28 protein-coding genes are annotated in these 25568 nt (G+C 63.7%); 18 read left to right on the top strand and 10 right to left on the bottom strand.

The window, feature by feature from the left end:
- The first annotated feature begins 66 nt into the window (after window positions 1–66).
- The 9 genes from E7T06_RS05500 to E7T06_RS05465 all read left to right on the top strand — a co-directional run bounded on the left by E7T06_RS05500 (window position 67) and on the right by E7T06_RS05465 (window position 5178).
- On the top strand, window positions 67–822 hold the full coding sequence (locus E7T06_RS05500; RefSeq protein WP_168733385.1) for a tail fiber domain-containing protein: 756 nt from the start codon (window positions 67–69) through the stop codon (window positions 820–822).
- Window positions 823–1130: 308 nt separating this feature from the next.
- A complete protein-coding gene (locus tag E7T06_RS05495; RefSeq protein WP_136364830.1) occupies window positions 1131–1499 on the top strand; it encodes a hypothetical protein in 369 nt (122 codons plus the stop codon).
- A gap of 14 nt (window positions 1500–1513) precedes the next feature.
- Window positions 1514–1996 (top strand): hypothetical protein, encoded by a 483-nt coding sequence (locus E7T06_RS05490; RefSeq protein WP_136364829.1) that lies wholly within the window; start codon window positions 1514–1516, stop codon window positions 1994–1996.
- A gap of 326 nt (window positions 1997–2322) precedes the next feature.
- Entirely contained in the window at window positions 2323–2829 is a 507-nt protein-coding gene (locus E7T06_RS05485) for an RICIN domain-containing protein (RefSeq protein ID WP_136364828.1), read from the top strand.
- A 32-nt stretch (window positions 2830–2861) separates the two neighbouring features.
- Window positions 2862–3101, top strand: coding sequence for a zinc ribbon domain-containing protein (locus tag E7T06_RS05480; protein ID WP_136364827.1), 240 nt, complete (start codon window positions 2862–2864; stop codon window positions 3099–3101).
- Window positions 3102–3396: 295 nt separating this feature from the next.
- Window positions 3397–4092, top strand: coding sequence for a hypothetical protein (locus tag E7T06_RS05475; RefSeq protein ID WP_136364826.1), 696 nt, complete (start codon window positions 3397–3399; stop codon window positions 4090–4092).
- A 130-nt stretch (window positions 4093–4222) separates the two neighbouring features.
- A complete protein-coding gene (locus E7T06_RS05470; protein ID WP_136364825.1) occupies window positions 4223–4558 on the top strand; it encodes a hypothetical protein in 336 nt (111 codons plus the stop codon).
- Window positions 4453–4686: a hypothetical protein gene (locus tag E7T06_RS21460; protein ID WP_205750831.1), complete on the top strand. Its 234-nt coding sequence runs from the start codon at window positions 4453–4455 to the stop codon at window positions 4684–4686. Before E7T06_RS05470 ends, E7T06_RS21460 begins: the two co-directional genes overlap by 106 nt.
- Before the next feature lie 48 nt (window positions 4687–4734).
- On the top strand, window positions 4735–5178 hold the full coding sequence (locus E7T06_RS05465; RefSeq protein WP_205750819.1) for a site-specific integrase: 444 nt from the start codon (window positions 4735–4737) through the stop codon (window positions 5176–5178).
- A 254-nt stretch (window positions 5179–5432) separates the two neighbouring features.
- Here E7T06_RS05465 and E7T06_RS05460 read toward each other — a convergent pair whose 3' ends face one another.
- Complete coding sequence (locus E7T06_RS05460) at window positions 5433–8360, bottom strand: GAF domain-containing protein (RefSeq protein WP_136364824.1); 2928 nt, start codon at window positions 8358–8360, stop codon at window positions 5433–5435.
- 408 nt (window positions 8361–8768) lie between these two features.
- On the opposite strand from E7T06_RS05460, the gene E7T06_RS05455 reads away from it, so the two are divergent.
- Complete coding sequence (locus E7T06_RS05455; RefSeq protein WP_136364823.1) at window positions 8769–8963, top strand: hypothetical protein; 195 nt, start codon at window positions 8769–8771, stop codon at window positions 8961–8963.
- Here the strand turns inward: E7T06_RS05455 and E7T06_RS05450 are convergent.
- Complete coding sequence (locus tag E7T06_RS05450) at window positions 8960–9289, bottom strand: cyclic-di-AMP receptor (RefSeq protein ID WP_136364822.1); 330 nt, start codon at window positions 9287–9289, stop codon at window positions 8960–8962. The two genes, E7T06_RS05455 and E7T06_RS05450, sit on opposite strands and share 4 nt — an antisense overlap.
- 219 nt (window positions 9290–9508) lie before the next feature.
- Here E7T06_RS05450 and E7T06_RS05445 point away from each other — a divergent pair, with 219 nt between their 5' ends.
- Window positions 9509–9754, top strand: coding sequence for a hypothetical protein (locus tag E7T06_RS05445; RefSeq protein WP_136364821.1), 246 nt, complete (start codon window positions 9509–9511; stop codon window positions 9752–9754).
- Window positions 9755–10500: 746 nt separating this feature from the next.
- On the opposite strand, the gene E7T06_RS05440 is transcribed toward E7T06_RS05445, so the two are convergent.
- The 7 genes from E7T06_RS05440 to E7T06_RS05415 are packed head-to-tail and all read right to left on the bottom strand — an operon-like array spanning window position 10501 to window position 16338.
- Complete coding sequence (locus tag E7T06_RS05440; protein ID WP_136364820.1) at window positions 10501–11196, bottom strand: hypothetical protein; 696 nt, start codon at window positions 11194–11196, stop codon at window positions 10501–10503.
- A complete protein-coding gene (locus tag E7T06_RS05435) occupies window positions 11189–11995 on the bottom strand; it encodes a phosphate/phosphite/phosphonate ABC transporter substrate-binding protein (protein WP_168733384.1) in 807 nt (268 codons plus the stop codon). The genes E7T06_RS05440 and E7T06_RS05435 overlap by 8 nt, the downstream gene beginning before the upstream one ends.
- Window positions 11992–12462, bottom strand: coding sequence for a hypothetical protein (locus E7T06_RS21140; RefSeq protein ID WP_168733383.1), 471 nt, complete (start codon window positions 12460–12462; stop codon window positions 11992–11994). The genes E7T06_RS05435 and E7T06_RS21140 overlap by 4 nt, the downstream gene beginning before the upstream one ends.
- Window positions 12459–13205 carry an ABC transporter ATP-binding protein gene (locus E7T06_RS05430; protein WP_136364818.1) on the bottom strand — a complete coding sequence of 249 codons (747 nt, stop codon included), beginning with the start codon at window positions 13203–13205 and terminating at the stop codon, window positions 12459–12461. The genes E7T06_RS21140 and E7T06_RS05430 overlap by 4 nt, the downstream gene beginning before the upstream one ends.
- The gene (locus E7T06_RS05425; RefSeq protein ID WP_205750817.1) at window positions 13202–14053 is read right to left on the bottom strand and encodes an ABC transporter permease subunit; all 852 of its coding nucleotides are present in this window, start codon (window positions 14051–14053) and stop codon (window positions 13202–13204) included. The genes E7T06_RS05430 and E7T06_RS05425 overlap by 4 nt, the downstream gene beginning before the upstream one ends.
- Window positions 14050–15036, bottom strand: coding sequence for an aliphatic sulfonate ABC transporter substrate-binding protein (locus tag E7T06_RS05420; protein WP_136364817.1), 987 nt, complete (start codon window positions 15034–15036; stop codon window positions 14050–14052). The genes E7T06_RS05425 and E7T06_RS05420 overlap by 4 nt, the downstream gene beginning before the upstream one ends.
- 51 nt (window positions 15037–15087) lie before the next feature.
- Complete coding sequence (locus E7T06_RS05415; protein WP_136364816.1) at window positions 15088–16338, bottom strand: LLM class flavin-dependent oxidoreductase; 1251 nt, start codon at window positions 16336–16338, stop codon at window positions 15088–15090.
- A gap of 621 nt (window positions 16339–16959) precedes the next feature.
- Between E7T06_RS05415 and E7T06_RS05410 the strand changes: the two genes are divergently transcribed.
- Window positions 16960–17529: a carbonic anhydrase gene (locus tag E7T06_RS05410; RefSeq protein ID WP_136364815.1), complete on the top strand. Its 570-nt coding sequence runs from the start codon at window positions 16960–16962 to the stop codon at window positions 17527–17529.
- Between the two features lie 24 nt (window positions 17530–17553).
- Here E7T06_RS05410 and E7T06_RS05405 read toward each other — a convergent pair whose 3' ends face one another.
- A complete protein-coding gene (locus E7T06_RS05405) occupies window positions 17554–18048 on the bottom strand; it encodes an Rrf2 family transcriptional regulator (RefSeq protein WP_136364814.1) in 495 nt (164 codons plus the stop codon).
- Window positions 18049–18200: 152 nt separating this feature from the next.
- Here E7T06_RS05405 and E7T06_RS05400 point away from each other — a divergent pair, with 152 nt between their 5' ends.
- From E7T06_RS05400 to E7T06_RS05375, 6 genes are all read left to right on the top strand, one after another.
- Complete coding sequence (locus E7T06_RS05400) at window positions 18201–19181, top strand: sulfate ABC transporter substrate-binding protein (protein ID WP_136364813.1); 981 nt, start codon at window positions 18201–18203, stop codon at window positions 19179–19181.
- 3 nt (window positions 19182–19184) lie between these two features.
- Entirely contained in the window at window positions 19185–20033 is an 849-nt protein-coding gene (gene cysT, locus E7T06_RS05395; protein WP_136364812.1) for a sulfate ABC transporter permease subunit CysT, read from the top strand.
- A complete protein-coding gene (gene cysW, locus E7T06_RS05390; protein WP_136364811.1) occupies window positions 20030–20881 on the top strand; it encodes a sulfate ABC transporter permease subunit CysW in 852 nt (283 codons plus the stop codon). Before cysT ends, cysW begins: the two co-directional genes overlap by 4 nt.
- Window positions 20878–21870 carry a sulfate ABC transporter ATP-binding protein gene (locus E7T06_RS05385; RefSeq protein WP_136364810.1) on the top strand — a complete coding sequence of 331 codons (993 nt, stop codon included), beginning with the start codon at window positions 20878–20880 and terminating at the stop codon, window positions 21868–21870. Before cysW ends, E7T06_RS05385 begins: the two co-directional genes overlap by 4 nt.
- Window positions 21871–22203: 333 nt before the next feature.
- The gene (locus E7T06_RS05380; RefSeq protein ID WP_136364809.1) at window positions 22204–22902 is read left to right on the top strand and encodes a GAF domain-containing protein; all 699 of its coding nucleotides are present in this window, start codon (window positions 22204–22206) and stop codon (window positions 22900–22902) included.
- A gap of 30 nt (window positions 22903–22932) precedes the next feature.
- Complete coding sequence (locus E7T06_RS05375) at window positions 22933–25128, top strand: EAL domain-containing protein (protein ID WP_136364808.1); 2196 nt, start codon at window positions 22933–22935, stop codon at window positions 25126–25128.
- The last annotated feature ends 440 nt before the right edge of the window (window positions 25129–25568 follow it).

Raw genomic sequence — 25568 nt, 5'->3', positions numbered from 1 at the left:
CGACAGCCGATCACCCACGATCTGGGTTTGTCCAAAATCTCCAAGTGTTCCACAAGGATGTGCCTCATGACCACCTCTACCCCTACCGCCCCCACCCTCCGTTCCCAGCGGCGCTCGGCCTTCGTGCGTGGCGCCGCCCTCACCGCCGGCCTCGGTGTGACCCTCGCCCTCGCCCAGACAGTCGGCGTGCCGTTGGTGCTCAGTGGCTCCGGCAGCCGCATCCCGAACGCCACGCTTCAGGCGTACAACACGGCGGGCGGCATCGCCGCCGTTCTGGGCAACACCCGCTCCGGCACCGCCGACGCGGCCGTCGTCCTCTCGCAGGCGGGCACGGGGCAATTTCTCAAAGCCTTCGGGCCCAACGGCGGCGAGCACGAGTTCGAGATCGCCGCGAACGGCACCGTCAGCCTGATTTCGCCCACGGGTCAGCTCAATGTGCAGCTCAACAACGCCACTGGGGTCGTGACGGCCCGCGGCTTTAACAACCGCAGTGACCGCAACGCCAAAGCGAACTTCCGAAGTGTGGATTCCGAAGAGGTGCTCGACCGCGTGACGCGGCTGCCCATCGAACGTTGGAATTACCGGGACGATCAGGCGAACGTGCAGCACCTCGGCCCGATGGCGCAGGATTTCGCGGCGGCCTTCGGCCTGAACGGCGGCGACACACTCAGCATCAACACGGTGGACGCGCAGGGGGTGGCCCTGGCGGCCATTCAGGGCCTGAACGCACGACTGGAGGAGCGGGGGGCACGCATTCAGGCACTTGAACGTCAGCTCGCCGCTTTCACGTTGCGTTTGAATGCCCTCGAACGCGCGGAGTGACCCTGCAGACTGTCGGCGGAGGGCGCGCCAAAACGCTGGTTCGCTCTCCGGGGCCCGGACGCGTGGTTCGTTCCTCATGGGTTGTTGCTGGGAAATGGTGGCGGGAGAGCTGAGTGTCGGTTACGGCCGGTCCGCCTCCCCCGGCCCATTTTAGGCAACACAACCCTTCACCTCCCACTCCCGCTTGATTCTTCGGCCAGGAGCAGACAGGGGCGCGCGAGGCGAACGAACACCCGCGTGTTTGTCCTGACCTGCTCCCACCCCATTTGCGCCTTCCTGCACCGGGTGGGGACTGTACCTTAGGGGGAATGCCGTCCTCCTACACCGAAGAGACCGTGGAATTGGCCGCGTTGGAGTCGCCCGGCGTGCTGGGTATGGCCCGCTTTGCTCAGGCCCACGCTCTGGAAGCCGCCGGCGCGCGCGAGGCTGCTGTGCGGGCCTTCGAACAGCTGGAAACTGACCTGAACGCGCAGGGCATCACCGACGCCGCGCAGGAAGTGGGACTGGAAGCCGACCGGGTGGCGGGACGGGCAGACCGGGCCGCCGAGCGGATGGCCTGGTTCCAGCAGCACGAGATGCTCAATTTGGCGAGTGTGGCCGGCCGCTATTTTCCGGGGCTCCAGCGGCTGTCCGTCAAGGCTGATCCGCTGGAGTCCGGCGCGGGGTCCTGTGGTTAGAGGTTCTGGGGCCGATGCGCTGCGGCCCGCTGGGTCAGGTGATGCCCGTGAAGGGCCGCAAACGCCGCGAACTCTTGGCGGCGCTGCTCGACACCGGTTTGCGGGGCCGCCCCGACCTGGCCCGCACCGATCTCCTCGACCTGCTGTATCCCACCACCGAGGAGCTTCAGGCCGCCGCCGCTCTGCGGGAACTGGTGCACACCACCCGAACCGCGCTGGGCAGCGGGATCATTCAGACCACGCCGTCGGTCTACGCGCTGGGCCACGTCGCGTCCGATGCGCACGCGTTCTTAACGGGCGGAAGCACCCAGCTGTGGCGCGGGACCTACCTTCAGGACGCGGCCCCCGAACGGCAGGACGACACGGTGGCCGAAGCCCTGTGCCTGGCCCTGCGTGCCCGGATCGAGGCGGCCCTACCCACCGACCCACACGAAGCGGCCCGCAGCGCCCGCCTGCTGCTGGAGGCCGAGCTTACGACCTCGCGGCGCTGCGCCTGACCTTGCAGGCGCTACGGGCCTCGGGCAACCACCGGAGTTTGGGCCGGGTGTATGCCGACGCCTGTGCCCGCCTGCGTGAGGTGGGCGAGCGAGTGCCCCCCGCTGGGCCGACTTTTTGGCGCAGCCTGCCTGAAGGTGGCCCCCACACCCAGGCCCGCTGGCCAGACAGGATCGGCGCAATCGGGGGTTTTCCTGATCGGCGCGTAACTGGGCGGGGCGCACTGTACAGACAGGGAGGTTGCCTGCCGAGGCGGCAGCGCCGCTCCCTGCTTCGTGCGCTTTCCCTGAGGCTGCAGCCCTTTGCCTCAGGGAAACCAGGAGCCGCCATGAGCCTCACCTCACACCGCACCATTTGCCGCACGGCCCTCCTTGCCGCCCTCTTGACCGGCGCCACGTCGGTCAGTGCCCAGACGCCCAGCTATTACCGGCTGCAACTCAAATCGGACGGTCAGTATCTCGACGCCGCCAACTGCACGGCCAACGTGACCCTCAATCCGGGGTCCAGTTACGCGGACGGCGCCTGCCAGGCGTGGCGCTTTTTGCGGGCGGGGGGCGGCTGGTACCGCCTTCAGCTCAAGTCGGGCGGACAGTTTCTGGATGCCAGCTCCTGCTCCGCGCCGATTCGCCTGAATCCCGGCTCGACCTATGCGGGCGGGGCCTGCCAACTGTGGCGACTCGTTCCGGCAGGAGACGGCTGGAGCCGCTTGCAACTGAAATCAGACGGGCGGTATCTGGACGCCGTGAACTGCACCACGACCCTGGGCCTGAATCCCGGCTCGACCTACGCGGGCGGCGCTTGCCAACTGTGGCGGTTGGTGGCCGTTCAGCCCTGAACCCCGCTTTGCCGTCTCAAGGAGCGTTCTCCGTGAACCATGACCTGAACTGGAGAGGGGCGGCGAACCGGCGGGAGCAGGACTTCAGCCCGCTGACCTACCGGCTGTGTCCCCGCTGTCTGCGGGCCGTGCCGGGGCATTCACCCGAGCACTACTGCGTTAACGACGGCACCAAGCTGCTCAGCGCCTGTCCAGTCTGTCAGGCCGCGATCCTCTCGCCCTACGCCCTCTTTTGTGCGGGATGCGGCCACCCGTTTTCTGCCGCGCCGTGAGACCACCGCGTCTGCAGGCCAGGTGCATTTTGGTCAGGTCTCCAGCAGTGGCTTTCGCCTCTCCCACCCGGCCCCAACTTCCCGGTTTTCAGTGCAATGCCGGGCAGCGCTGGGGCTTGGGCAAGCTTCCGAACGAACCCACGTGTGGCGCTTGCTGCTCCACTCGCACGGGCAACCGTCTTCGGTGGGTCTGGAAAGCAGGGCCGTTGCCTGCGGTGACCGCCTCCCGCAGCGTGCCCTGAAGTCCGTTCCAGTCGCCTCGCCCCTCTTCTTCTGTCTCACTTGGGAGTCTTCTATGAAACGGATTGTTCTCGGCCTGACCCTGCTGGCCTCGTTCGCCCTCGCCGCAGACCTGAAATACAACGTGTCGGTCAATGGGCGGCCCACTCCCGATCCGGCCATCGTGATCAACGGCAAAACCTATGTGCCGCTCTCGGCCCTCAACACCTTGGGCATTCCCGCCACACTTCAGGGAACCACCCTGAAACTCGGCACCCAGACCGCAGCGGCCCCCGGAGGAGTCAACCAACGCGTCTCGCTGGAAGGGTGCGTGGGCGACACGCTCTTTAACGGCATCTGGCGGATGACCGTGAAAAAGGTGGAGGCGATTGGGCCGGATGTGGGCCTTGGTCCCGGCTGGGGCGTGAGCGTCGCACTCCGCAATGGCACCACCACGCGCACCTCTCTCCACGACACCGGGCTGGAATCTATTGACCTGGTGCAGCCCGACGGCAACACGTTGGTCTTGGAGGAACGCGGAGCCGAGGAAGGCTTCTTGTATAAGGAGATCTCGCAGGCGGGCGGCGTGACCTATCAACTGCGCTTTCATACCCAGAGCGCCCGGACACCCGCCAGCGAAGTACCGCGTCCGGCCAAACTGATCGTGCAACTCAACCCCAAGCGCCTGACGGCGGGCTACCTGATAGCGGACAAAGTCGCCTATACCACGCCGACCCCCAGTTTCCGGGTGGGGCTGACCTGTCAGCGGTAAGCCCGCCTCCTTGAGCATGCGAAGAGCCCTACCCGCCGCGCCTCTTGCTTACCAAAAAGGCCCACTCTTCGCCACCAAGCTCTTATCCTTACGCTAAGGCCTGTTGGCATAAGCTCATCTGATCAAGCCAATGACCATCTCTGATCTCAGCCTCGCCCTCGTTCGCTTCCAAGGAGATGCCCTCGCCTCCGCCCGAGGCTGGATCAACCCCACCTCCGAGGAACGCCGCCGCCGCGCTATTGTCGCCGCCCAACAGTTGGATCACGAGCTGCTCTGGTCGCTGACCGAAGCCCACACCTCTTTCTATGGGTCTGTAGGCGCGGGACTGTCCCCCGAACCGCCCGTGCTTACCGGGAAGGCATTGGCAAACTTCTGCAGCACGCTGAGCGAACCGGCTTCAGCCTCATTCGACCGGAACGAGACGCTGGAGCCCTCTATATCCGGTCACTCGAAGTCACAGGTTTGACACCCTCCAGCATTCGCGTTCAGCTGGCCGCGGCCCGGGCCCTCTTTCGTGCCCTCCGCTGGGCCGGAGCGACCGCCCTCGATCCCTTCAGTGATGCTCGCCCAGTTCAGGACAAGACTGCCCCCTAGGACAAACGCCAACCCTACACCGATCACGAAGTCCAAGCCCTGCTCAAGATGGCCGCTCCCCGCGACCGGGCGCTGATTCTCCTCTGCGCCCACGGCGGCCTCCGCATCGAGGAAGCCCTGCAGTTGACCTGGAAGGATCTCGACCTGCCCGGCGGCGTCTTGACCGTTCAGCACGGCACAGGCGGAAAAACTCGCCGTGTTACCCTGACCCGCACCCTGATCACGGCACTACAGGTGTTGCCACAAGAGGGCCCAGTCATTGGTAGCACGCAGACCGCTGCCCGCCAGCGCCTCCAAGTCATTGCCAAACGGGCGGAGACCCGCTACCGGGGTTGGCACGCCTTCCGCCACTACGCCGGCACCCGCCTCGTTCGGCAAACGGGTAGCTTCGAGTACGCCGCCCGCCATCTCGGCCACAGCAGTATCGAAACCACCCGCGTCTACGCCAAATGGAGCGACCAAGCTCTCAATGACGCGCTCGCTGGCTGGTGAAAGGTTGGCAGCTCTCAATCAATAGCGAGGAACATTCCGGGCAGAGGCGACCAGTCCACCCAACCCAATGATCGGTGGCCAAGCGGTCAGGCGCCTTGATCGTTGCGCAGACGACCAGTGGAGTGGTTGTGACCGACCCCCGCCCGTCCCCTAGGACGTTGCTGCCGTACACGCACTGGGAAGCGCAAATCTTGCGCGATCCACGCACCCCCGATACCTTTGATGTGGTGATCGCTGGGCTACGCGACTCACCGTCACAGAGAGTCCCGATGACCCTCTTCCCCACTCATCCCTCTGTCTGCGTCTCCAGCCGGTTGTGCCCCTTTGAAGTCCAGCTGACCTCCGAGCATCCCTTCTTTGGGCAGCGTGAATGAGAAGGTGGCGCCCTGATCCAGTTCTCCCTCTGCACTCACCGTCCCGCCGTGCCGGGCGATGACTCGGCGGACGTTGGCCAGTCCCACGCCAGTGCCCTCGAAGTCCTCCTGACGGTGCAGGCGCTGGAACACCCCGAACAGCTTGTGAGCGTAGCGGGCATCGAACCCTACCCCGTTGTCCCGCACACAGACCCGCCAGTCGTGTGGGCCGTCTTCCGCCCAGATCTCAATCTGCGCTTCCGCCTTGCGGGCGGTGTACTTGAGGGCGTTGCTCAGGAGGTTCTCAACTACCTGTTGGAGCAACCCCGCATCCCCCAGCACCCGGGGCAGCGGGCCGATGACCCAGACGATCTGCCGCTCACCCACATCCGGCTCAAGACTGACCCGCACGGTTCTCACCAGCCCATCAAGCTCAACCTGCTGGAAAGACAGGGGCTGCCGGGACGTGCGTGCGAGATCCAGCATGGCATCAATCAAGGTGTTCATCCGCATCGCCGCCTGATCGATGATGCCCAGGTAGCGGACCGACTTCTCGTCCAACCGGTCGTCCAACGTCTTGCGGAGCATGTGGCCAAAGCTGGTCATGTGCCGAACCGGCGTGCGCAGGTCATGCGAGACCGAGTAAGCAAACGCTTCCAACTCCTCGTTGGCCGCGCTCAGCGAGCGGGTGCGGGCATTCAGCAGGTCGCGTTGCACCGTGACCATCCGGGTCTGCCGTGCCCGGTCAAGGGCCAGGTTCAGGCTGTGCCCTACGGCGCGGAAGATCCCCTTGCTTCGCTCATCCCAGGTCGGCGACGTCTGTGACCCGATCATCAGCACGCTCTCCAACGTGCCGTCCACGAAGTAGGGGTAGCCGGCGACCGCCTGATAGATCCCCGACTGCGGGATCAGCAACCCGGTGTCCCGCCAGTGATCGATGTACGCGGCCGTGTTCTGCTGAAGCCCCAAGGCGATGCCGGAGTGCTGCAGGGGGAAGCCTTGGTGCAAGAGAGGCAGCAGGGTGGGATCGCCCGAGGGGCTCCAGACCGTGGTCCTGAAGAGGTCGCCGTCCCGTTCAAAATAAGCGGCTTCCACTTCACAGGTCTCGTGCAGCATGGCAATGGCCTGCCCGACCAGGGCCTCAACATCGGTTTCGCTGCCGACCCGCTCGGCGAAGTGGGTGAAGGCCGCCAGGGCAGTCCGTTCTTCGTCGAGCCTGCGGGTCTTGGCGGCCCGGTCCAGGGCCAGCTCAAGACTCTGGATCACGGTCTCCAGCACCACTCGGTCCACGCGTGACCAGCTGCGTTGATTGAAGAGAGCGAACGTGAGCACCCCGGTCTGTGCCCCTTCCATCCGCAGCGGCAAGTAGGCGACCGCATTGATGTGGGCCACGGCCGAGGTCAGCCCATCACCGTCTTGGTTGTACATGTCTTGGAAGTACGGTTGCCCGGCCGTCCAGGGAATCCGCAGGCTATAGGTCTCCGAGTACAGGAGGCCCGCGTCGACCGCTGCCTGCAACTGGGGCGCGTGGAGACTGCCGTGCTGCACCCGGCTGTGCCAGCGCTCGCCCTCAAGCACGAAATACAGGGCCGCGCCGTCCGCGAGCATTGACATCACCACTTCCTGGGCACGCCGGATGAGCAGGAGTGGGTCAGTGGTGAGCGCCAGATCCCGTGTGAGCTCCGCGAAGGATTCCAGCGCACGGGTGTGGGCTTGCAACTCCGCATTCTGGAGCAGCAGTTGCCGAGCGGCGTCGGTACGTTCCAGCGCCAAGTTCAGGCTCCGCCCGACCGACCGCAGCAGCGCTTTGTCCGCTTCGCTCCAGCGCCGGGTGTGCCGGAGACCGATGGACAACAATCGGTGCACTGCACCGTTCACCACTAAGGGATACCCCGCGCTGGCGCCGTACTCTCTGCTCTCTTCCACGCCTTGCTGCTGTGCGTCCCACGCGTCGGTGAACACGGGCTGCCGGGTCTGGAGCACCTCCGAGATCAGCGGCGTTTCACTGGGGACGCCAGCAGAGATCACCGTGACCAGTTCAGGATGCATGTCCTGGCTCCAGACCCGGGCCTTCCAGAGCTTGCCCTCCTCCTCGTAGTAGCCGATGCTCGCCCCTGGGAAGCGGCCCTGGAGCACGGTGATCGCTTGCCCGACCAGAGTAGAGAGATCGGTTTCACTGCCGACCGCCTCGGTGAAGGCCACGAAGGCCGCTTGGGCGGCCCGTTCCTCTTCGAGCCGGCGAGTTTGTTCCTCGAGTTGCCGGGTGCGGTCCTCAACGCGGGCCTCCAGCGTTCCGGTCGCCTGTGCGCGCCCCAGAGCGATCGTGCACTGACCCGCGAGGATCGTGAGGAAGCGCCGTTCCTCGGGTGGGAAGTGGTGTGGCTCTGTAAAGTCGAGCACGATCACCCCGAGCGGGCGGTTGTCCAGGAACATCGGAACCGTCGCATGGGCGATCGCTGCCAGTCCCTCGGTACGCCTCTCGAGTTCTGGGTAGGCTTCCTTCAGCGCGCCAGCGTACTCGAAGTATCGGGCTTCACGCATGCGCAGGATGTCTGCGATCAGCACGTGGTCTTCAAGCTGCCCTGCCTGCCACACGGTGGGGGTCGCGTTTTCGTAGCCCTGGCTGCCCGCGATTTTCAGCTGCTGATCGGTCTGGTCAACCAGCAAGACGATCCCGGCGACCGCCCCGAGGGCTTGCACGGCCGGGGTGAGCACAATCTCGATGACCTCCCGCTCCGTGCTGGCCGCAGCGAGGGCCTCGGTGATCTCCTGAAGGTCGTCTGCCAGAGAGGCGAACGCCCCCACCTCGGAGCCGGGCAATGAAGTCATAGCTCAACATAACCGCTGGCATCGTCGGGTGGCTGTTAACTGGTGCGGAAACGGCCAGGTACGCCAAGATTGAGTGAGGTGGCAAACACGATCACTCCACATTGCGAAACCCTGTTGCATGGATCAACACAAGAGCAACAGGCTTTCGCAACAAGAAAAGGCTGTGTCCATCACACTATCCGCCGCTCGGCGCAAGCCTTCCCTTTTGCACGACTTCAATGTGATTGATCGGGTTCGCCAGGTCAGCCGCGCTTCATGTCTTGGCGGCTGATCCATCTCTTATTGGTCGTCCACTGACTTAGAGCTCCCAGAAGCACGTCGTCCTTGGCAGCTTGGATCCGTTGCCCTCAGCAATGAACATGGCGTCTAACTCGTTCGCCAGGCTCAGTCAACGGACGACCACTCGGCATGCTGAAACCCAGCTCGGCCATGAACCGCACCGTGCTGGACTGGGTGGACGTGCGGCCAGAGCAGGCCATAATGATCAACGACCACACCCACCATGCGGAGGCGGCCCGTTCGGTGGGCCTGCACGCCGTACCGTACGAAGGCGCTGATCAATGGCGATCAGGGTTGCCTACTTCGGGCGTACTGTCCCTTTAAATTTTGACGAACTCCTGCACGCCCAACACGAACATGACGGCGCCGCCCACTGGTACCTCTACCGGTTCGCTGACCAAGCCTTCGTTCTGCTCGCCCATCGACACGCCGGGTGTCACGAGACGAGTACGGGCGCGGCAGGTCTGCTGCACGTGCCGTTTCAGATCGGCCAGTCGTTCATCGGTGACGCCGATCATGAGGGTGGTATTGCCTTCGCGCAAAAAGCCGCCGGTGCTCGCCAGTTTCGTCACCTCAAACGCGTTCGCCGACAGCACCCGAACCAGTGCAGAGGCATCCGCGTCTTGAATCACCGCCAGCACGAGCTTCATGGAGCATAGGATAGCAGGGCGTCAGGGACGCGGGACTGTTGGTGATCCTGCTGAGAGGAAGGCATCTCAGGATCCAGGGTTTACCCTCGACTTTGGCCATAATCCTGACCTCGACAGCGCGCTGTTTGGGATAGATCGACCCCATTGAGGGATCACGAGCTCCGTCCCACCTCAACAATTTGGGAATAGCGGCTTTGTCCCAGGCGATAAGATGAAGGGATGAGAGATCCCTGGTCTGACGACGTCCGCCAGCGGCTTGAGGTGCTGGTGCGGTTCGGTTGTGAGGTCAGGTACAGCACTGATCCTGATCGGGACACCACCACTCCCTATTCAGTCGAGATCTATTACGGGGGTGAGAGAATCGCTTTCGAACAGGAAGGAGACATCAACACCGCTGCCGCCTTCGCCTACATCAATGCAGTCGCAAGACTGCGTGATTTGGGTCTGCTCATCTCCGCCGAATGATGACCCTCGCCTGATTCCTCGGCACCAGCGCGGTGAACGCCTCCCACGGCAACTCCGAATCAGGCATGGATGAGGGGCAAACCGCGAGGCTCCCCTTGCTTCGGTGCGGCCCGCATCCGGCAGCGCATTCCTCGCTGCATCAGCCCCCATCGCGGCGCTCAGTCGCAGTGCCCTGAAGAGAGGCACGGCGAACCGGATTCTGCAACTTCTCCGACATCGGCAGACCTTCCATGGACAATGAACAAGCCTCGCCACAAGCGAGGCTCCCCGCCGACTTCACCCGGTCGGCTTGGGTTGTCTGGGATGTAGACAGTTTAGGGACCAACTGTCAGGAACAAGTACCAGTTGGATTGGCGACCTGCTCAACCCCACCTGGCCCAGTTCCTGAATCGTATGGCGGATGGCCAGCTGTACGAAAGTGGCGATAGCTGCGCTCGGGTGGAGCACCGACCCTGATCTCCCGTCACATAGATTCCGCTTCATTTCGCCCCCATCAGGAAAGCACCGCCGTAGGTTCTGTCGGGCAGACCGGACGCCCGCGAGGACGCCTGACCTCCATCACGCGGAATCCATATCAGACCAGGTCTGGGGGGTGGTGCCCCTGAACGTTTATCCCCTTGAAAAGTTAGGGCTTCATTGGTCATCCCTGGAGTTGTTCTGGCAACCCTATCAACACGTTGTTCTGTGCCGCTCAAATCGTTGATCTCAGCGATGAACATAAGTCTCAACCCGTCCATCAAGTTCAGTCAGGGGCTTCCGCTTGCGCCCACGCCCTGTTGCCCCGACCGTGAAGCGTTTCCCCCATAGTTGCGTTGGGCCTGCCAGGGTGCGCTTCCGAGGGCATAATATTTGGTGACCGACAGGTGCAGCGGGCCGCGTAAGCCCTGCGGCAACTTGCCGGTGTGCAGCCGAATGCCCTGATAGAGCTGCGGCGACAATTCCTGTGCGGCGTAGCGGTGCAGGGCACTTTGGTGCCAGTAGTGCAAGCCTGCCTCGTTGCGCAGCACCACCAGATTCAGCCAGTCGTGCGGGCCGAGTTGCCGGGTGCTGTAGCCCAGGATCATGCGACTCTGGTCACGCTCCAACTGTGCGCCGAGGGCCGTATCCACGCGAGTCACTTCTTCTTGCAGGGCGGTAGAGATGTCGGGGCGGCACAGGCCCCGGAAGCCCACCACCGTTAAACCGGTTAAGGTACGCAGGCCCTGCGGGTCATAGATGCGGTCAACTTGGCCGTCATCAGCGGAAACCCTCCTCAGCGTCAAGCGCAAGCGGGCCTGCATCTGACGCAGGTCGTGCAGATCGGCGGCGCTGTGATCGGGGTCGGCAAAAGCATGAGCAGGATGGGTTTCATGGGGCGAGAGCAGGACGCGCCCCGGTTGCGGCTGCTTCTCAGACCCCGGTGGACTGCTGTACTGGCGGGCACTGGAGGCAACTTCAGACATAGGCAGACCTTTGGGTGTGGGGTGCAGGGTGTCGCCAGTGGTCGGCGTGGGCGGCTTCGGCCAATAAGGGTAAATAGGCGGCTTCGGTGGTGGGCACGAAACGGCTGAATCCGGCCTCCCGCAACAAGGCCCGGCCTGTGGGTTGGGTATGAAGTTCTGCCAGAGCCGCTTGAATCTGTTGGTGCAGCGCGGGCGGCAGCGTGCGGCGCAGGGTCACGGGCGGAATGGGAAAAGGGCCGAGGGTGGTCAACACGCGCAGGCTCCGGCGCAGAACAGGCCGGGCACGCAGGACCGCACTGAACACCGTACTGTCGATGCCTGCCGCGTCGGCCTCACCGCCCAACACTGCGTCCAGCGAGGCGAGATGAGAGCCGCTCCAGTGGGGCGCACCGAAAAAGCCCGGCGGTAAATCCAGGCGGGCGGCGTGGGCGTGCAGCGCCACATACCCGGAAAAAGAAGTCGGGTCGTTGTAGACCCAGCGCCCGCCGCCGAGGTCTGCGAACTGCTGAGCGGTCGACTCTTGGCGCACCACCACATGGGTGGCGTACACCGCCTGGCCTTGTCCCAGTGGCACCGGGGCGGCTACCGGCAGATAGGCTGGGTGCTGCTGCAAAATCAGGCCGCACTGAAACGCGCCGTCGACTTCGGCGGCGGCTACCGCACGGCGGTCCTCCGACCAATCACCGGAGGACAGCAGATCAACCCTCTGCCCCAGCGTGCCCGACAACTGGGCCAGCAGTCCGGTATAAAAGCCGTGCAGGTGCGGCGAAAGCAGTGAAACAAAAATTAGGCTGGTCACGCGGCTCCCCTCTGCGTGGAGGGAGACGGTGGAGACAGCAGGCGGGATGGGGGCGGGGCGGCCACATACTCGTACAGCAGCTTCCGGAGCGCCCGTATGGGAGACGTCTGTCCACGCCCTGCGGCGGGCAAGCTGAGGGCCACGAACTGATAGACTTCGGCAGAAAAGAGGGCCGCCAACGCCGTTTGAGCCGCAGGTTCTACCTCCAGCAGCAGGAGCTGCACCCCAGACACACCCTCTTGATTCAGCAGTTCCCGCACGGCAGCAGGCAAGCGGTGGGCCGAGGCCTGCTGAGATTGACTGAGGGCCACTGACCAGACCGCGCCGAGCAGATCAGGCTGCGTGCTGAGGACGGCATGAAGCGGAGAAGTCAGTGGGGCGGCATGCAGCACCAGCGTCGCCGGGCCGGGAGCGGCTTGGCCCCAGCGCACCGGGTGAAGTCGGGGCAGATGAACAGCGGCCCTCACAGCAACTGCCCTTCCAAGTGCCGCCGCAGGGGTTCCAGCGCCGTACGGTCACGCGGGCGGGGCGCGGGGGGGCGCACGTCCTCAGCCACCTCACCGCCGCGCAACAGGATGACCCGGTCGGCCAATTTCAGGGCTTCGTCCAGATCGTGCGTGACCAGCAGCGTGGTGGCTCCAGTTTCGTCCAGCAGGGTTTCCAATAGGGTATGCATGCTGGCGCGGGTCAGGGCGTCCAGTGCACCAAACGGTTCATCCAGCAGAAGTAAAGCCGGGCGGTGCGCGAGGGCGCGGGCCAGCGCCACCCGTTGCCGCTGCCCACCACTGAGTTCGTGCGGGTAGGTATCGGCGCGGTCAGCGAGCCCCACCCCGGCCAGGGCAGTGAGTCCGAAAGCCCGCTCGGTCCGCGGCAATCCCAGCGTCACGTTGTCCAGAGCACCCAGCCACGGCAGCAGCCGGTCTTCCTGAAACATCACCCGCACCCGTGCGGTATCACTGGCCTGCCGAATCTGCACCTGCCCAGCGCTGTGGGGGGTCAGGCCTGCCAGCACCCGCAGCAGGGTCGTTTTGCCGCCGCCGCTCGCGCCCACCACCGCCACCCGTTCGCCGGGAGCCACATCTAAAGTCAGGTCGCTGAGAACGGTGTTGGCCCCGAACTTCACTGTCAGGTTCTGAACATGCACGCTGGCTCCGTCGCCCGCCCGCAGGGATACGGGAGCGGGCAAGCGAACCACTGGAGCCGCTGTCATGCCTGCACCTGCCACGGCAAGAGGCGGCGTTCCAGCCCACGTACCACGGCGTCGGCAGCTTTGCCGATCAAGGCGTAGATGAGGATCGCCAGCACGATCACGTCGGTTCGGAAAAACTCGCGGGCGTCCATCGCCAGAAAGCCGATGCCGCTGCTGGCCCCGAATGATTCACTGACCACCAGGGCCAACCAGGAGATGCCCAGCGCATACCGCACGCCCACCAGGACGCTGGGCAGCGCTCCCGGCAACGATACGCGCCGGAACGTCTCCAGCGGCGAGAGGCCGTACACGCGGGCCATTTCGGTGAGCTTGGGATCGATGCTCCGGACGCCGTGCAGCGTGTTGAGATACACCGGGAAAAAGGTGGCCAGCGCGATCAAGAAGACCTTGCCGCTTTCACCGATGCCGAACCACAGGATCACCAGCGGAATCAGCGCGAGGTTGGGAATGGTGCGGACCATCTGAAACGAGGAATCCAGCAGCAGGTGCGCGGCCCGGAAGGTACCGGTCAGGATACCCAGCGCAAAGCCCAACCCACCCCCGATCAGCACGCCAGTTCCGGCCCGCCCCAGACTGATCAGAAAGTGGTGCCAGAGTTCGCCGCTGCGGGCCAGCTCCCAAAACGCGAGGGCGACGGCAGTGGGGGCAGGCAAAACCCGTGGATTGAGCCAGCCCACGCTGGACGCCACTTGCCAGAACGCCACCAGCAGCACCGGCACCAGCCAGCGCACACTTTCCAGCACCCAGTGGGGTGCAAGGCGGCGGGGGGCCGACTTCACCGGATCGGGCGCGGGCCGCCCGGTAATGGCCCCGGTCAGGGCGTCTTGGGTGATTTTGACTTGCGTCATTTCAGCCCCAGTGTGCCCAGCGCGGGCCGGAAGGCAGGTAAGGTCGCGTAAGACTGTGGGCCGAACGCCACATCCTTGGGTAACACGCCCGCTTCCCGGAAGGCGGTGGACAGAGATTGCAGGGGCTTCAGATCAGCCGCCCGGAAAGGCCGGATATTAAAGGGAATGCCCTTAGGCACGGTGACTTCCAGCACGCTTTTAGGAATGCCGAGTTCGTCGCTGAACTGCGAGATCACGGTGCCCTGATTTTTGTTGGCCCACAGCGCGGCGTTCTCCAGTTCTGCCAGCAGCACCTGTAGGACGCGTTTCTTGTCGGGGTTGTTCAGTGCGGCGCTGGGCACCAGATGGTAGCTGTCGCCCCGGCCTAAGCCTGTGTGGTCACGCAACACGCGGGCGCCCGTGGCCTGCACAGCGGTGGTCAGGAAGGGATCCCAGACCACCCACGCGTCGATGCTGCCGCTCTCGAAGGCGGGGCGGGCATCGGGCGGCAACAGCGGCACGAGGGTCACGTCTTTTAAAGTTAGTCCAGCACTTTTCAGCACGGTATAGAGAAAGGCGTGGGCGCTCGATCCTCGCGCGACGCCGATGCGTTTGCCTTTTAGGTCGCTGACCTGTTGCAGCGCAGACCCCTTCGGCACGATCACCGCTTCGGTGGTGTCGGAGCGGTTGACGCTGACGCCCACATACTTCAGGTCGGCTCCTCCAGCGAGGGCAAACACCCCCGGCGCGTTGCCCACACTGCCGAAATCGACGGCTCCCGCGTTGGCGGCTTCCAGCAGCGGCGGGCCAGCCGTAAACAGCACCCACTTGAAGTCGATGCCCTGCGCGGCGTACTTGTCCAGCGTGCCGCGTGCCTTGAGGATGTTGGGAATACCGCCCTTTTGGTAGCCGATGGTGAAGGTGACCGCCTGCGCCGCGCCAGCGAGGGTGAGGGCCAGCAGAGCAGCGGTCAGGGTGCGGGTTTGGTTCAGTTGAAAGGTCATGGTGAGGCTCCTTGTGGGCAGAGTTTGGGGAAGGGGTTTGGAAACCGGACTTCAGATGGAGCGGAAGCGGCCAGCTGCGACGAGTTCACGTTCGGTTTGTGGTGCATCAACCTGATTGCGGGCGGCGTCCAGTGTGGGTGTAGCCGTGTGGCCCAGCCGTTGTCCGGCGTGCGGGGTCAGGGCGGGACTGGGGCGGCCCAACGCCGGAAACAGCAGTTCGGCGGTGCGGTAAGCCTCCTCCAAGTGCGGATAGCCGCTGAGAATAAAGCTGTCTACGCCAACTCTTTGGTACTCGCGCAAAGCAGCAGCCACATTTTGTGCGCTCCCCACAAAAGCCGTGCCCGCACCGCCGCGCACCAAGCCCACGCCCGCCCACAGGTTCGGCCCCACGCGCAGGCTCTCCCGGGTGCCGCCGTTCAGGGCGCTCTGGCGGCGCTGGCCTTCCGAGCCGCTGGACAAAAAGGCCCCATGTGCCTGTGCAATCGCCTCGTCGCTAATGCCTGCGATCAGGTCATCGGCGGCGGCCCACGCTTCGTCTTCGGTGTCCCGCACGATGATGTGCGCCCGCAGCCCAAAGCGCACCGTGCGGCCATGTTGCGCGGCGTGCGCCTGCACCTGCGCGAACTTCTCAGCCACCTGTTCGGGGCGCTCGCCCCAGCTCAGGTACACGTCTATGTGTTCGCCCGCCACCGCCAACGCGGGCGTGCTGCTGCCGCCAAAGTAGATCGGCGGGTACGGCTGCTGCAACGAGGGCAACGGGGCGCGGCCACCCGTGATCTGAAAATGCGGCCCGTGATGCGTGATCTCTTCCCCGCGCAGCAGCGCCCGGAACACCCCCAGCCATTCGGCGGTCAGTTCGTAGCGTTCGGCTTGGGTCAACTCTAAGCCCTCAAAATCAAAGTTGCCGCTGCCCGAGACAATATTGAGGCTCACGCGCCCACCGCTGATGCGGTCAAGCGAAGCCGTGAGGCGGGCGGCCAACACGGGCGAGAGCAGGCCGGGGCGCAGGGCCACCAGAAAACGCAGATGCCGGGTCAGGCTGCTCAAGGCGCTCGCCACCACCAGCGTTTCTTCGTTGGTGCCGCCGGTGGGCAGCAGCACGCCATCAAAGCCCAGCACGTCGGCGGCCTGCGCCACCTGCGACAGGTAAGCGAAGCTGGCCGGGCGGGTGGGCTGGCCGAGGCGGTGGCCGTCTCCACCCGAGGGGATGAACCAGAACAATTCGGGAGAGGGCAGATCGGAGACGGGCAAAGTAGAAACGGATTGAGCAGAAGTGGACTGGGCAGCAAAAGAATCAGACATGGCAAACCTCACGGGGAATGAGAGGACGACTCTGGCCTTCTCTGGAAAGGTCAGGAGGGAAAACAGATGAAGGAAGGCCAAGCCCAGTCGAGACGGCCTGAGATCAGACGGAGGTCAAAGGGTGCAGGCCAGCAACGGCGAGGGAGGAACTCGAGCCGGAATCAGACGGACACAGTCACGTGGGGAGCAGAGGTCAGGCGCGACAACGACACATTTGCCCCGGACAGGGGGTCAGGTGGTGGCGGGCAGGCTGGCAGTGCGTCATAACATCTCCCGGAGGGCGGCAACAGGCCAGCTTTTCTTCTCGGCCCGCTGCCGCTCTGGTTGAGCGTGACCCGTGATCGGGTTGGGGTTACGGTAGACCAGTTTACAAAACTTGTCAACTACTCTAGGCTGGCGCATGTCTCCTTCCCCTGCTCAGCCACCGCACATTCCAGTGCTCTCGGCCTGCCTGTGACCAGCCACAACGCAGTCGGAATCTGTGTGGGGCGGCACTAACGCAGGCCGCAGCCGCAACGAAACTGTATCTACGGAGTTGACTTCCTTCGCTTAGTTGCCCTTCGCGCCGCTTGACGGCAGTGTTGAAGGCCTCCGCCCCCCATTCCCAGCCAAGGAGAAGCCATGAGCACCGTTTTGGATGAGATTCTGGCCGCCAACGCGCAGTACGTGACCGAGTTCGGAGAGCGGGCCGCCTTGCCGCTGCCGCCAGGCCGCAAGTTCGCCATCCTGACCTGTATGGACGCTCGGCTTGACCCAGCGCACTTTGCTGGGCTGAAGGAAGGGGACGCCCACGTAATTCGCAATGCAGGCGGGCGGGCCAGCGACGACGCTATCCGCTCGCTCGTGATTTCGCACAAATTGCTGGGCACCCAGGAGTTTTTCGTGGTACATCACACCAACTGCGGCATGCAGCTGTTTACGAACGACATCATGGGCGACTTGCTGTCCCAAAGCCTTGAGACTGCCGTGGTAGACGAACACGGCTGGCACGACGTGGGCCAAGGCCCTGGCTCGCCAGAGGGGCGCGGTGTGGACTGGTTGACCTTTGAAGACCTGGCGCAGAGCGTGCGTGACGACGTACAACGCATTCGTCAGAGTGCGTTGGTACCCGAGAACCTGCCTGTGCGCGGCTTCATTTACGACGTAACCACGGGTGGGCTTCAGGAAGTGAGCGAGGAGCAAGGCGCTTAAGCTTTCGCTCCGCATGAGGCAAGTTCAAACCCGTGCCCAGCGCCCCGCCGCCAGTTCCTGTTGGGGATGCCACAGGTGGCTCAGACAAGGGCTGTAACTGCGTCCAGCCTGAATGTCGGTGGCGAGGTCAGCTGCTGTAAAGCGGGCCAACACCGCGTGGGTGGCGTCGCGCAGTTCGGCGTAGACGTCGCGGCGCACCCCGCACGTGTCTTGATGAACGCATGGAACCGGGGCACTTAGGCTGACACACGACAGCGGCGCGACGGGGCGTTCTAAGACTTGCACTACCTCCCGCAAGGTGATCTGCGTGGGCAGGCGGGCCAGTCGGTAACCCCCCATGGTACCGCGTTTAGACATCACCACCCCGCCGCGCACCAAGCAGGCGAGCACCCGCAGCAAAAACGCCCGGCTCAGCAGGGTGCGCTCACAGATTTCAGCCGCCGTGACCCAGCGGGCTTCATGCGCTGCGAGGTAGCCCACGGCTTGGAAGGCATGCACATCCAGACTGGAGAGTCGCATGAACCTACTGTAGCGGCATCTAGATGAATAGTTGACAAGATTTGTAATTTATCTAATGATTGGTCAACATCACTCCAACCCGGTCGCCGTGCACAGTTGTTCTTTAGTCTTCCCCGCCCCCTCGTCTCTCGCCCACCTTTCAAGGAGTTCCTATGCGACGAATCTTCACTTCTGCCCTCTTACTTGGCGGCGCAGCCACTGCGGCCACCATCACCCTGCTCAACGTCTCGTATGACCCTACCCGCGAGCTGTATCAGGACATCAATGCGGCCTTTGCCAAGCAGTGGCAGGCCAAAACCGGCGATACCCTCAAAATCAACGCCTCACACGGCGGCAGCGGCGCACAGGCCCGCAGCGTGATCGACGGTCTGGAAGCCGATATCGTGACGCTGGCCCTCGCTTACGACATTGACGCTATTGCCGACAAAGGGTTGTTGCCTGAAAACTGGCAAAAACGCCTTCCTTACAACAGCAGTCCATACACCTCTACCATTGTGTTTTTGGTGCGTCAGGGCAATCCCAAAGGCATCAAGGATTGGGGCGACCTGATCAAGCCCGGCGTGCAGGTCATCACGCCCAATCCCAAAACCAGTGGCGGGGCACGCTGGAACTTCTTGGCCGCTTGGGGCTGGGCACAGAAAAAATACGGGGGAGAAGCCGGGGCCAAAGACTACGTGACCAAACTGTTCAAAAACGTTCCGGTGCTGGATTCGGGCGCTCGGGGCAGCACCACCACCTTTGTGGAACGCGGCATCGGTGACGTGTTGCTGGCGTGGGAAAACGAGGCGCTGCTGGCTACCCGGGAACTGGGGGTCGGCAAGTTCCAGATCATCGTGCCCAGCGTGAGTATTCTGGCCGAACCACCCGTGACCGTCGTGGATAAGAACGCCGCCAAGCACGGCACCGCCAAAGTTGCTCAAGCGTACCTGCAGTACCTCTACACCGCCGAAGCGCAGGAGATCATCGCCAAGAATTTCTACCGCCCGCGCTCGCAAGACGTGGCGACCAAGTACGCCGCGCAGTTTCCCAAAGTGAACTTGTTCAGTATCGCGCAATTTGGCGGCTGGCGGGCGGCCCAGAAGAAGTTCTTTGCCGATGGAGGCGTGTTTGATCAGGTATACAGCGGACGCTGAGGCGTGACCTCGCGCCTGTCCTCTGGTCGCCCAGCCCGCCGTCACATCTTGCCGGGCCTCAACCTGACCTTGGGTTACACCTTGCTGTATCTCAGTGTCATTGTGCTTATTCCTCTGGCCGCGCTGGTGCTCAAGGCGGCGGGGCTGGGACTCGACGGCTTTTGGGCGGCCATCAATACCCCCCGCGTCTGGTCAGCCCTGCGGGTCTCGTTCCTCACAGCGTTGGCGGCCTCGCTGGTCAATCTGCCCATTGGATTAGTGATCGCTTGGACCCTCACCCGCTACCGCGTACCGGGCCGCCGACTGGTAGACGCCCTGATCGACTTGCCGTTCGCCTTGCCCACTGCCGTGGCAGGCATCACCTTGACCACCCTGCTCTCTCCGAATGGCTGGCTGGGTGCGCCGCTGCTGGAGGCGGGCCTGCGGGTGGCGTACACGCCGCTGGGCATCATCGTGGCACTGATCTTTATTGGGCTGCCCTTCGTGGTGCGCAGCTTACAGCCGGTGCTGGAAGACCTCGGCTACGAACCGGAAGAAGCGGCTCTGAGCCTGGGGGCCACCCCCAGCCAAACCTTCGCACGGGTCATTCTGCCTGCGCTGTATCCAGCGCTGCTCAGCGGGTTTACCTTGGCGCTGGCCCGCACCATCGGGGAATACGGCTCGGTGGTGTTCATCAGCGGCAACTTGCCCTTTAAAACCGAGATCGCGCCGCTGTTGATCGTGGGCAAGCTGGAGCAGTACGACTATGCGGGCGCGGCGGCGGTGGCCGTGGCCATGCTCGTGATCTCCGTGACGCTCTTGCTGGCGGCCAACAGTGCGCAGGCGCGCTTGGGTCGCCGGGGGCAGGCATGACCACCAGCAAGGCCTCAGTGCCGCAACTTCGCCGAACCCGGCTCCAGCGGTGGTGGCCAACCTTCATGGTGACCCTGACGCTGATCTTGGTCGGCCTGTTGTTGGTGCTGCCGCTGCTGGTGGTGCTGATCACGGCCTTTCGCAGCGGCGTCGGGCCTTACCTGCAAGCGCTCCAAACGCCCGATACCCTGTCGGCCCTGCGTTTGTCGCTGCTCACGGTCCTGATCGTGGTGCCGCTCAATACAGTGTTCGGGGTCAGTGCGGCGTGGGCCACCGCCAAGTTCGATTTTCCAGGCCGCAGCCTGCTGTTGACCCTGATCGACCTGCCGCTGGCCGTCTCCCCGGTGATTTCGGGGCTGGTGTATGTGCTGCTGTTTGGGCGGCAAGGGTGGCTCGGCCCGTGGCTGGAGGCCAACGACCTCAAGATCATCTTCGCTCCGGCCGGCATCATTCTGGCCACCACCTTCGTGACGTTCTCGTATGTGGCCCGCGAACTGATCCCGGTCATGCAGGCCCAGGGCAAGGACGACGAAGAGGCCGCCTTAACCCTTGGTGCGAGCGGCTGGCAGACCTTTACCCGCGTCACCCTGCCCAATATTCGCTGGGCGCTGCTGTACGGCGTGATCATGTGCAACGCCCGCGCCCTGGGCGAATTCGGCGCGGTGTCGGTGGTGTCGGGCAAGATTCGTGGTTTGACTAATACGCTGCCCCTGCATGTGGAAATCCTGTACAACGAATACCAGACGGTGGCCGCCTTTGCGGTGGCATCACTGCTGGCGCTCTTTGCCCTGCTCACGCTCGGCCTCAAGGCCCTGATCGAATCCCGCACAGGACACTCCCATCCATGAGCATTCAAGTTCAACAGGTCAGCAAACAATTTGGCACCTTCGCCGCCCTCCATGACGTGACCCTCGACGTGCCCGACGGCCAACTCGTGGCCCTGCTCGGCCCCAGCGGATCGGGCAAAACCACCCTGCTGCGCGTGATTGCAGGACTGGAGACGCCAGACGCCGGGCGAGTGCTGCTGGGCGGACAGGACATCACGCACGCTGGCCCCGGCGAACGCGGCATTGGCTTCGTGTTTCAGCATTACGCCCTCTTCAAGCATCTGTCGGTCTTTGAAAACGTGGCGTTCGGGCTGAAGGTGAAGCGCGGAGGCCAGCGCCCAGCGCCCGCCATCATCCGTGACAAGGTGATGCGGCTGTTAGAACTGGTGCAACTGGACTGGGCGGCAGCCCGGTATCCGGCGCAACTGTCGGGTGGGCAACGGCAGCGGGTAGCCCTGGCGCGGGCGCTGGCTGTGGAACCCCAAGTGCTGCTCTTGGATGAACCGTTCGGGGCACTGGACGCCTCGGTGCGTCAAGAATTGCGCGACTGGCTGCGCCGCCTGCACGACGAGATTCACCTCACCAGCATCTTCGTGACCCACGATCAGGCTGAAGCGTTAGAGATTGCTGACCGGATCGTGGTTTTCAATGCGGGCCAGATTGAGCAGGAGGGCACGCCGGAAGAGGTCTATGACCAGCCCGCCACGCTCTTTGCCTACCGCTTTTTGGGCAAGGCCAATGTGCTGGCGCAGGCAGATGGGCAGGTGACCTTGGCCCGGCCACATGATCTGCACCTGCATTTGACTTCGGTAGCAGGCGGGATACCTGGCCAGATCACCCGCATTCATGTGGTGGGGCCGGAAGCGCGAGTGGATGTGGCCCGGTCTGACGGCTTGGGTTCCCTGGAAGTGCATGTGCCTAAAACCCAACTTGGCGGTGTGCAGGTGGGCCAAACCGTGTTCCTCAGTGCTGAGCGGCAGGTGGTCTTGCCGGACAAGGCCGGTACGTAAACAACAAAACGAGCCCACCCTGAACTCAATTCAGAGCGGGCTTCTGCTGGTCGAGGCGATAACTGGGCTGTCACGGTCGGTCCCCGCTCCTGCTCATGTGGGTGGGTACGAAACACACTTTTTTGAGCCTGGCTGTCGGCGAACGGCATCACGGCAGCCGGTGCCGAAGCCACCTTGGGGTCAAACAACAGCTTGAACCTCCACTGCTCACGGCAAAAGGCTTCCCTTTTGCATGACCTTGGGAAGGAGATATCGTCCCGCAAATGCATACCACTCCCATGAAAAGTGCCAAAAGTGAACAGGGAATTAAGGCGTGTCACGGTATGCTGTCCCATGTCCGAACTGTCCAGCTCGCCCCAGCGAGTTTCGCTCAGCGAACGCCTGCAAAGCGTGACGGAATCACTCGCGGCCACGCGCACCCCTGCGGAAGTGTTCAACATCGTGCTGCACCCGGCTCTCCAGGCCCTGAGCGCGGTGGCTGGCGTCGTCCTGCTCGTAAATGACACGGGTGACGGCCTCCAGGTCGCCGCCACACAAGGGTACGCAACAGGTAAACAGACCCTTTGGCAGAACGGCTCTCTGAACGACCTAGCCCCGACAGGCGACGCCCTGCGCCGGCGCGAAGCCCTGTACTTCGAGCACCAAGCCGCCCTGACCGCCGCCTATCCAGACCTGAACGCCCCTCCGGTGTGGGTAGAGGTGGTCGCGACCGCCGTGGTTCCCATGCTGCTGGATGACCAAGCCCTCGGGGTGATCGTGCTGGTCTTTACCGAGCCACACGATTTCACGCCTGAAGAACGCCGGTTCCTCCAAACGCTGGCCGGTCAGTGCGCCTTGGCTCTCGACCGCTTGCACCTGGCCACTCAACTGCGCCAGCAGACTCGGGAGTTACAGATCCGCGCGGAGACGCTGACGGCTTTCGTGGCCCTGACCGAAGCGGTCGGTACAGCGACCGACTTGGACGTGCTGATCCTCCGGGCCACCCAGGTCATCCAGGCGGTTCTGCCCGAACTCAGTGTGGCCTATTACTAGCTGGAGGACGGCCTCTGGAAGGCCCGGGTAGTGTCTGAAGACGCTGCCCCTGAAATGGTGGCCGTCCTCCGCGCCGGGCTGCCCCTCGACACGCCCAGTTTTGCGGCAGCCATCGAGACGGGTGGGCCAATCTTCACCGAGAACTGGGACGCCGAACAGCAGGGGGTTCCGCTGAGCGGATCTTATGGAGCGGTGGCCTTCTCCCCCTACTTCAACCAGGGGCAGCCGTTCAGCATGTTCGTCATTGGGACGCAACACACCCACACCTGGATGGTCCGCGACCGGGCGATGTTCACGGCGGTCGGCCGCAGTCTGGGGCTGGCCCTGGAGCGGGCCCATCAAGCGGGCCGCTTGCAGGTTCAGAATGCAGAACTGATGGCCCGCACGCAGGCGCTGGAGGGGTTCTCAGAGCTGACGCGGGATCTGGCGATACAACAAGATCCGTATGCCTTGATCCAGCGGGCACAGGAAGTGGTGCTCTCCCTGCTTCCATCCGGGAACGTCGTGTATTACGAACAGGACGGCGCACATTGGCGCAACCGGGCGCAGGTCGGTGAACTTGGGGATGCTGGTCTTCAGGCCTTTGTCGATGCGGGGCCACGGGTGGGCGGAAACCCAACTCTGGATTTTCCGTGGACGACCCGGCAGCCGCTGTATCAGGACGTGTATGCCCAGGGCAGTGATACCCCCGCCGAGCTGGTCGAACATCTGAAGACGAATGCCAGCCTCCCGGTGTTGCGGCGCGGGGAGCCGATCGGGATATTCGCCGTGGCCCTATTCGAGCCGCGAACCTGGAGCCGCACCGACCGGGTTATTCTGGAGACCGTGATCGCGAGCCTTGAATTGGCGCTGGAACGGCTCGAAGCTCAGACACGGGCGGTGTGGGCGCAGCACGACGCGGATCAGCAGCGAACGCAGGCCGAGGCGATGACCTACCTCGCCCACCACGATGTACTGACGGGCCTCCTCAACCGCGTGGGTCTGGTGCACCGCTTGAGCGAGCTGATCACCAGTGACATGCCCTTTGCCCTGCTCTATCTGGATATTGACGGCTTCAAGTTAGTGAACGACACCCTCGGGCATGAGGCCGGAGACAGGCTACTCCAACAGATTGCCACCACGCTCCGCAGCGCGCTGGGCGACGAGCAACTCGTGGCCCGGATCGGCGGCGACGAGTTCGCCGTGGTGGTGGGCATCACCGAGGACGCCCTGTGCGAAGCGGTCGCACTTCAGTTGCAGACTTCCCTCAATCGCCCCTTCCCGGTCACCGGACGAAATGTGTACGTGACGGCCTCGACCGGCATTGCTCGTTTTCCCAGGGACGGGCAGACTCCGGACGACCTGCTCAGAAACGCCGATCTGGCGATGTATCACCGAAAGCGGGAGGCAAAAAACGGCTGGCGGCATTACACCCCTGACCTGAGTGAGGAGGCGCGCACCCGCCTACTCGTGGCCAATGGGCTGCGAGGGGCGCTGAGGAAAAACGAATTCCAGTTGTATTACCAGCCGGAGGTGGACCTGGACAGCGGTGAAGTGGTGTGTCTCGAAGCCTTGCTGCGGTGGTTTCCCGACGGGGGGCCCCTGGTTCCCCCGGATCGCTTCATTCCAGAGGCGGAAGCCTCCGGGTTGATTGTGCCGATCGGCAGCTGGGTTCTGAACACGGCCTGCACCCAGTTGGCGGTCTGGAGGCGCAGTGGATTTCCGCAGATGCGGGTGGCGGTGAATGTCTCACCCGTTCAGTTCATGCGCTCAGATTTTGCCGACACCGTGGCTGCGGCCCTCCAGCATGCGAATCTGGAGCCGGATGCGCTGGAACTGGAACTCACAGAACGGGGCGTACTGGCCGATCTTCCTGCGGTGCGGCACCAGGCCCGTGCCTTGCAGACTCTGGGCGTCCGGTTGGCCCTGGATGATTTCGGTGCCGGGGAGTCCAATCTCGGGCGGCTGCTTCACCTGCCGTTTCATGTGCTGAAACTGGACCGGGAGCTGATCTCCACCCTGGGGGATAGGCCGAGGGGACGACAGGTGCTGGGCGCCCTCCGGACGTTTGCGACCAGCCTGGGGCTTGATCTGGTGGCCGAGGGAATCGAAACCTCGGCACAACTGGACACGGTTCGTGCCCTGGGCTGCGACCGCGCTCAGGGGTACTTGTTGGGCCGCCCCGCCGCTGTTTGGCCACCTGGGAGTCAAACGCAGCAGAGCACGTCCGAAATCCCATCCCTCTGACGTCCTTTGAGAGAAAGGCACGGATTGAGTGGGAGCCCGAGGCGACGGTTTGACCGTCGGCAGGTTGCCGGCCTTCCAGTCTCAGGAATTCAATAGTGGCGAGGTCTGGGGGATGGGTCTGGTGGTAAATCGGGATGTTGTCTTTGCGCATGCTGAGGCTCTTCCGCTGGCTCCAGCGTGGGCTCAGGCAGGCACCCAGTATCGCTCAGTGGATTGGGGGCCAACTGGGGGATGGGAACACCAAAATTTGATCACGCTGAAGCATCCGGTGTTCGGCCACCTTCTACTACCTTGCCCGAGGCAACCCGGACAACAGATGGTCTTGCTCGTGCAGTCAGAGGGAACACTCCTGCACCTGCAGGTGCCAGAGGTGGGGATGGAGCTCATACCAAACTAAACTGAGTCCAGAACATGTTTGATCCAGGGGAACAGGGTCAGCG

The organism is Deinococcus sp. Arct2-2 (assembly GCF_004801315.1).
Classification (GTDB): domain Bacteria; phylum Deinococcota; class Deinococci; order Deinococcales; family Deinococcaceae; genus Deinococcus.
Note: the sequence above shows the minus strand (reverse complement) of the source record. Positions and strands in the feature narration are given on the sequence as shown.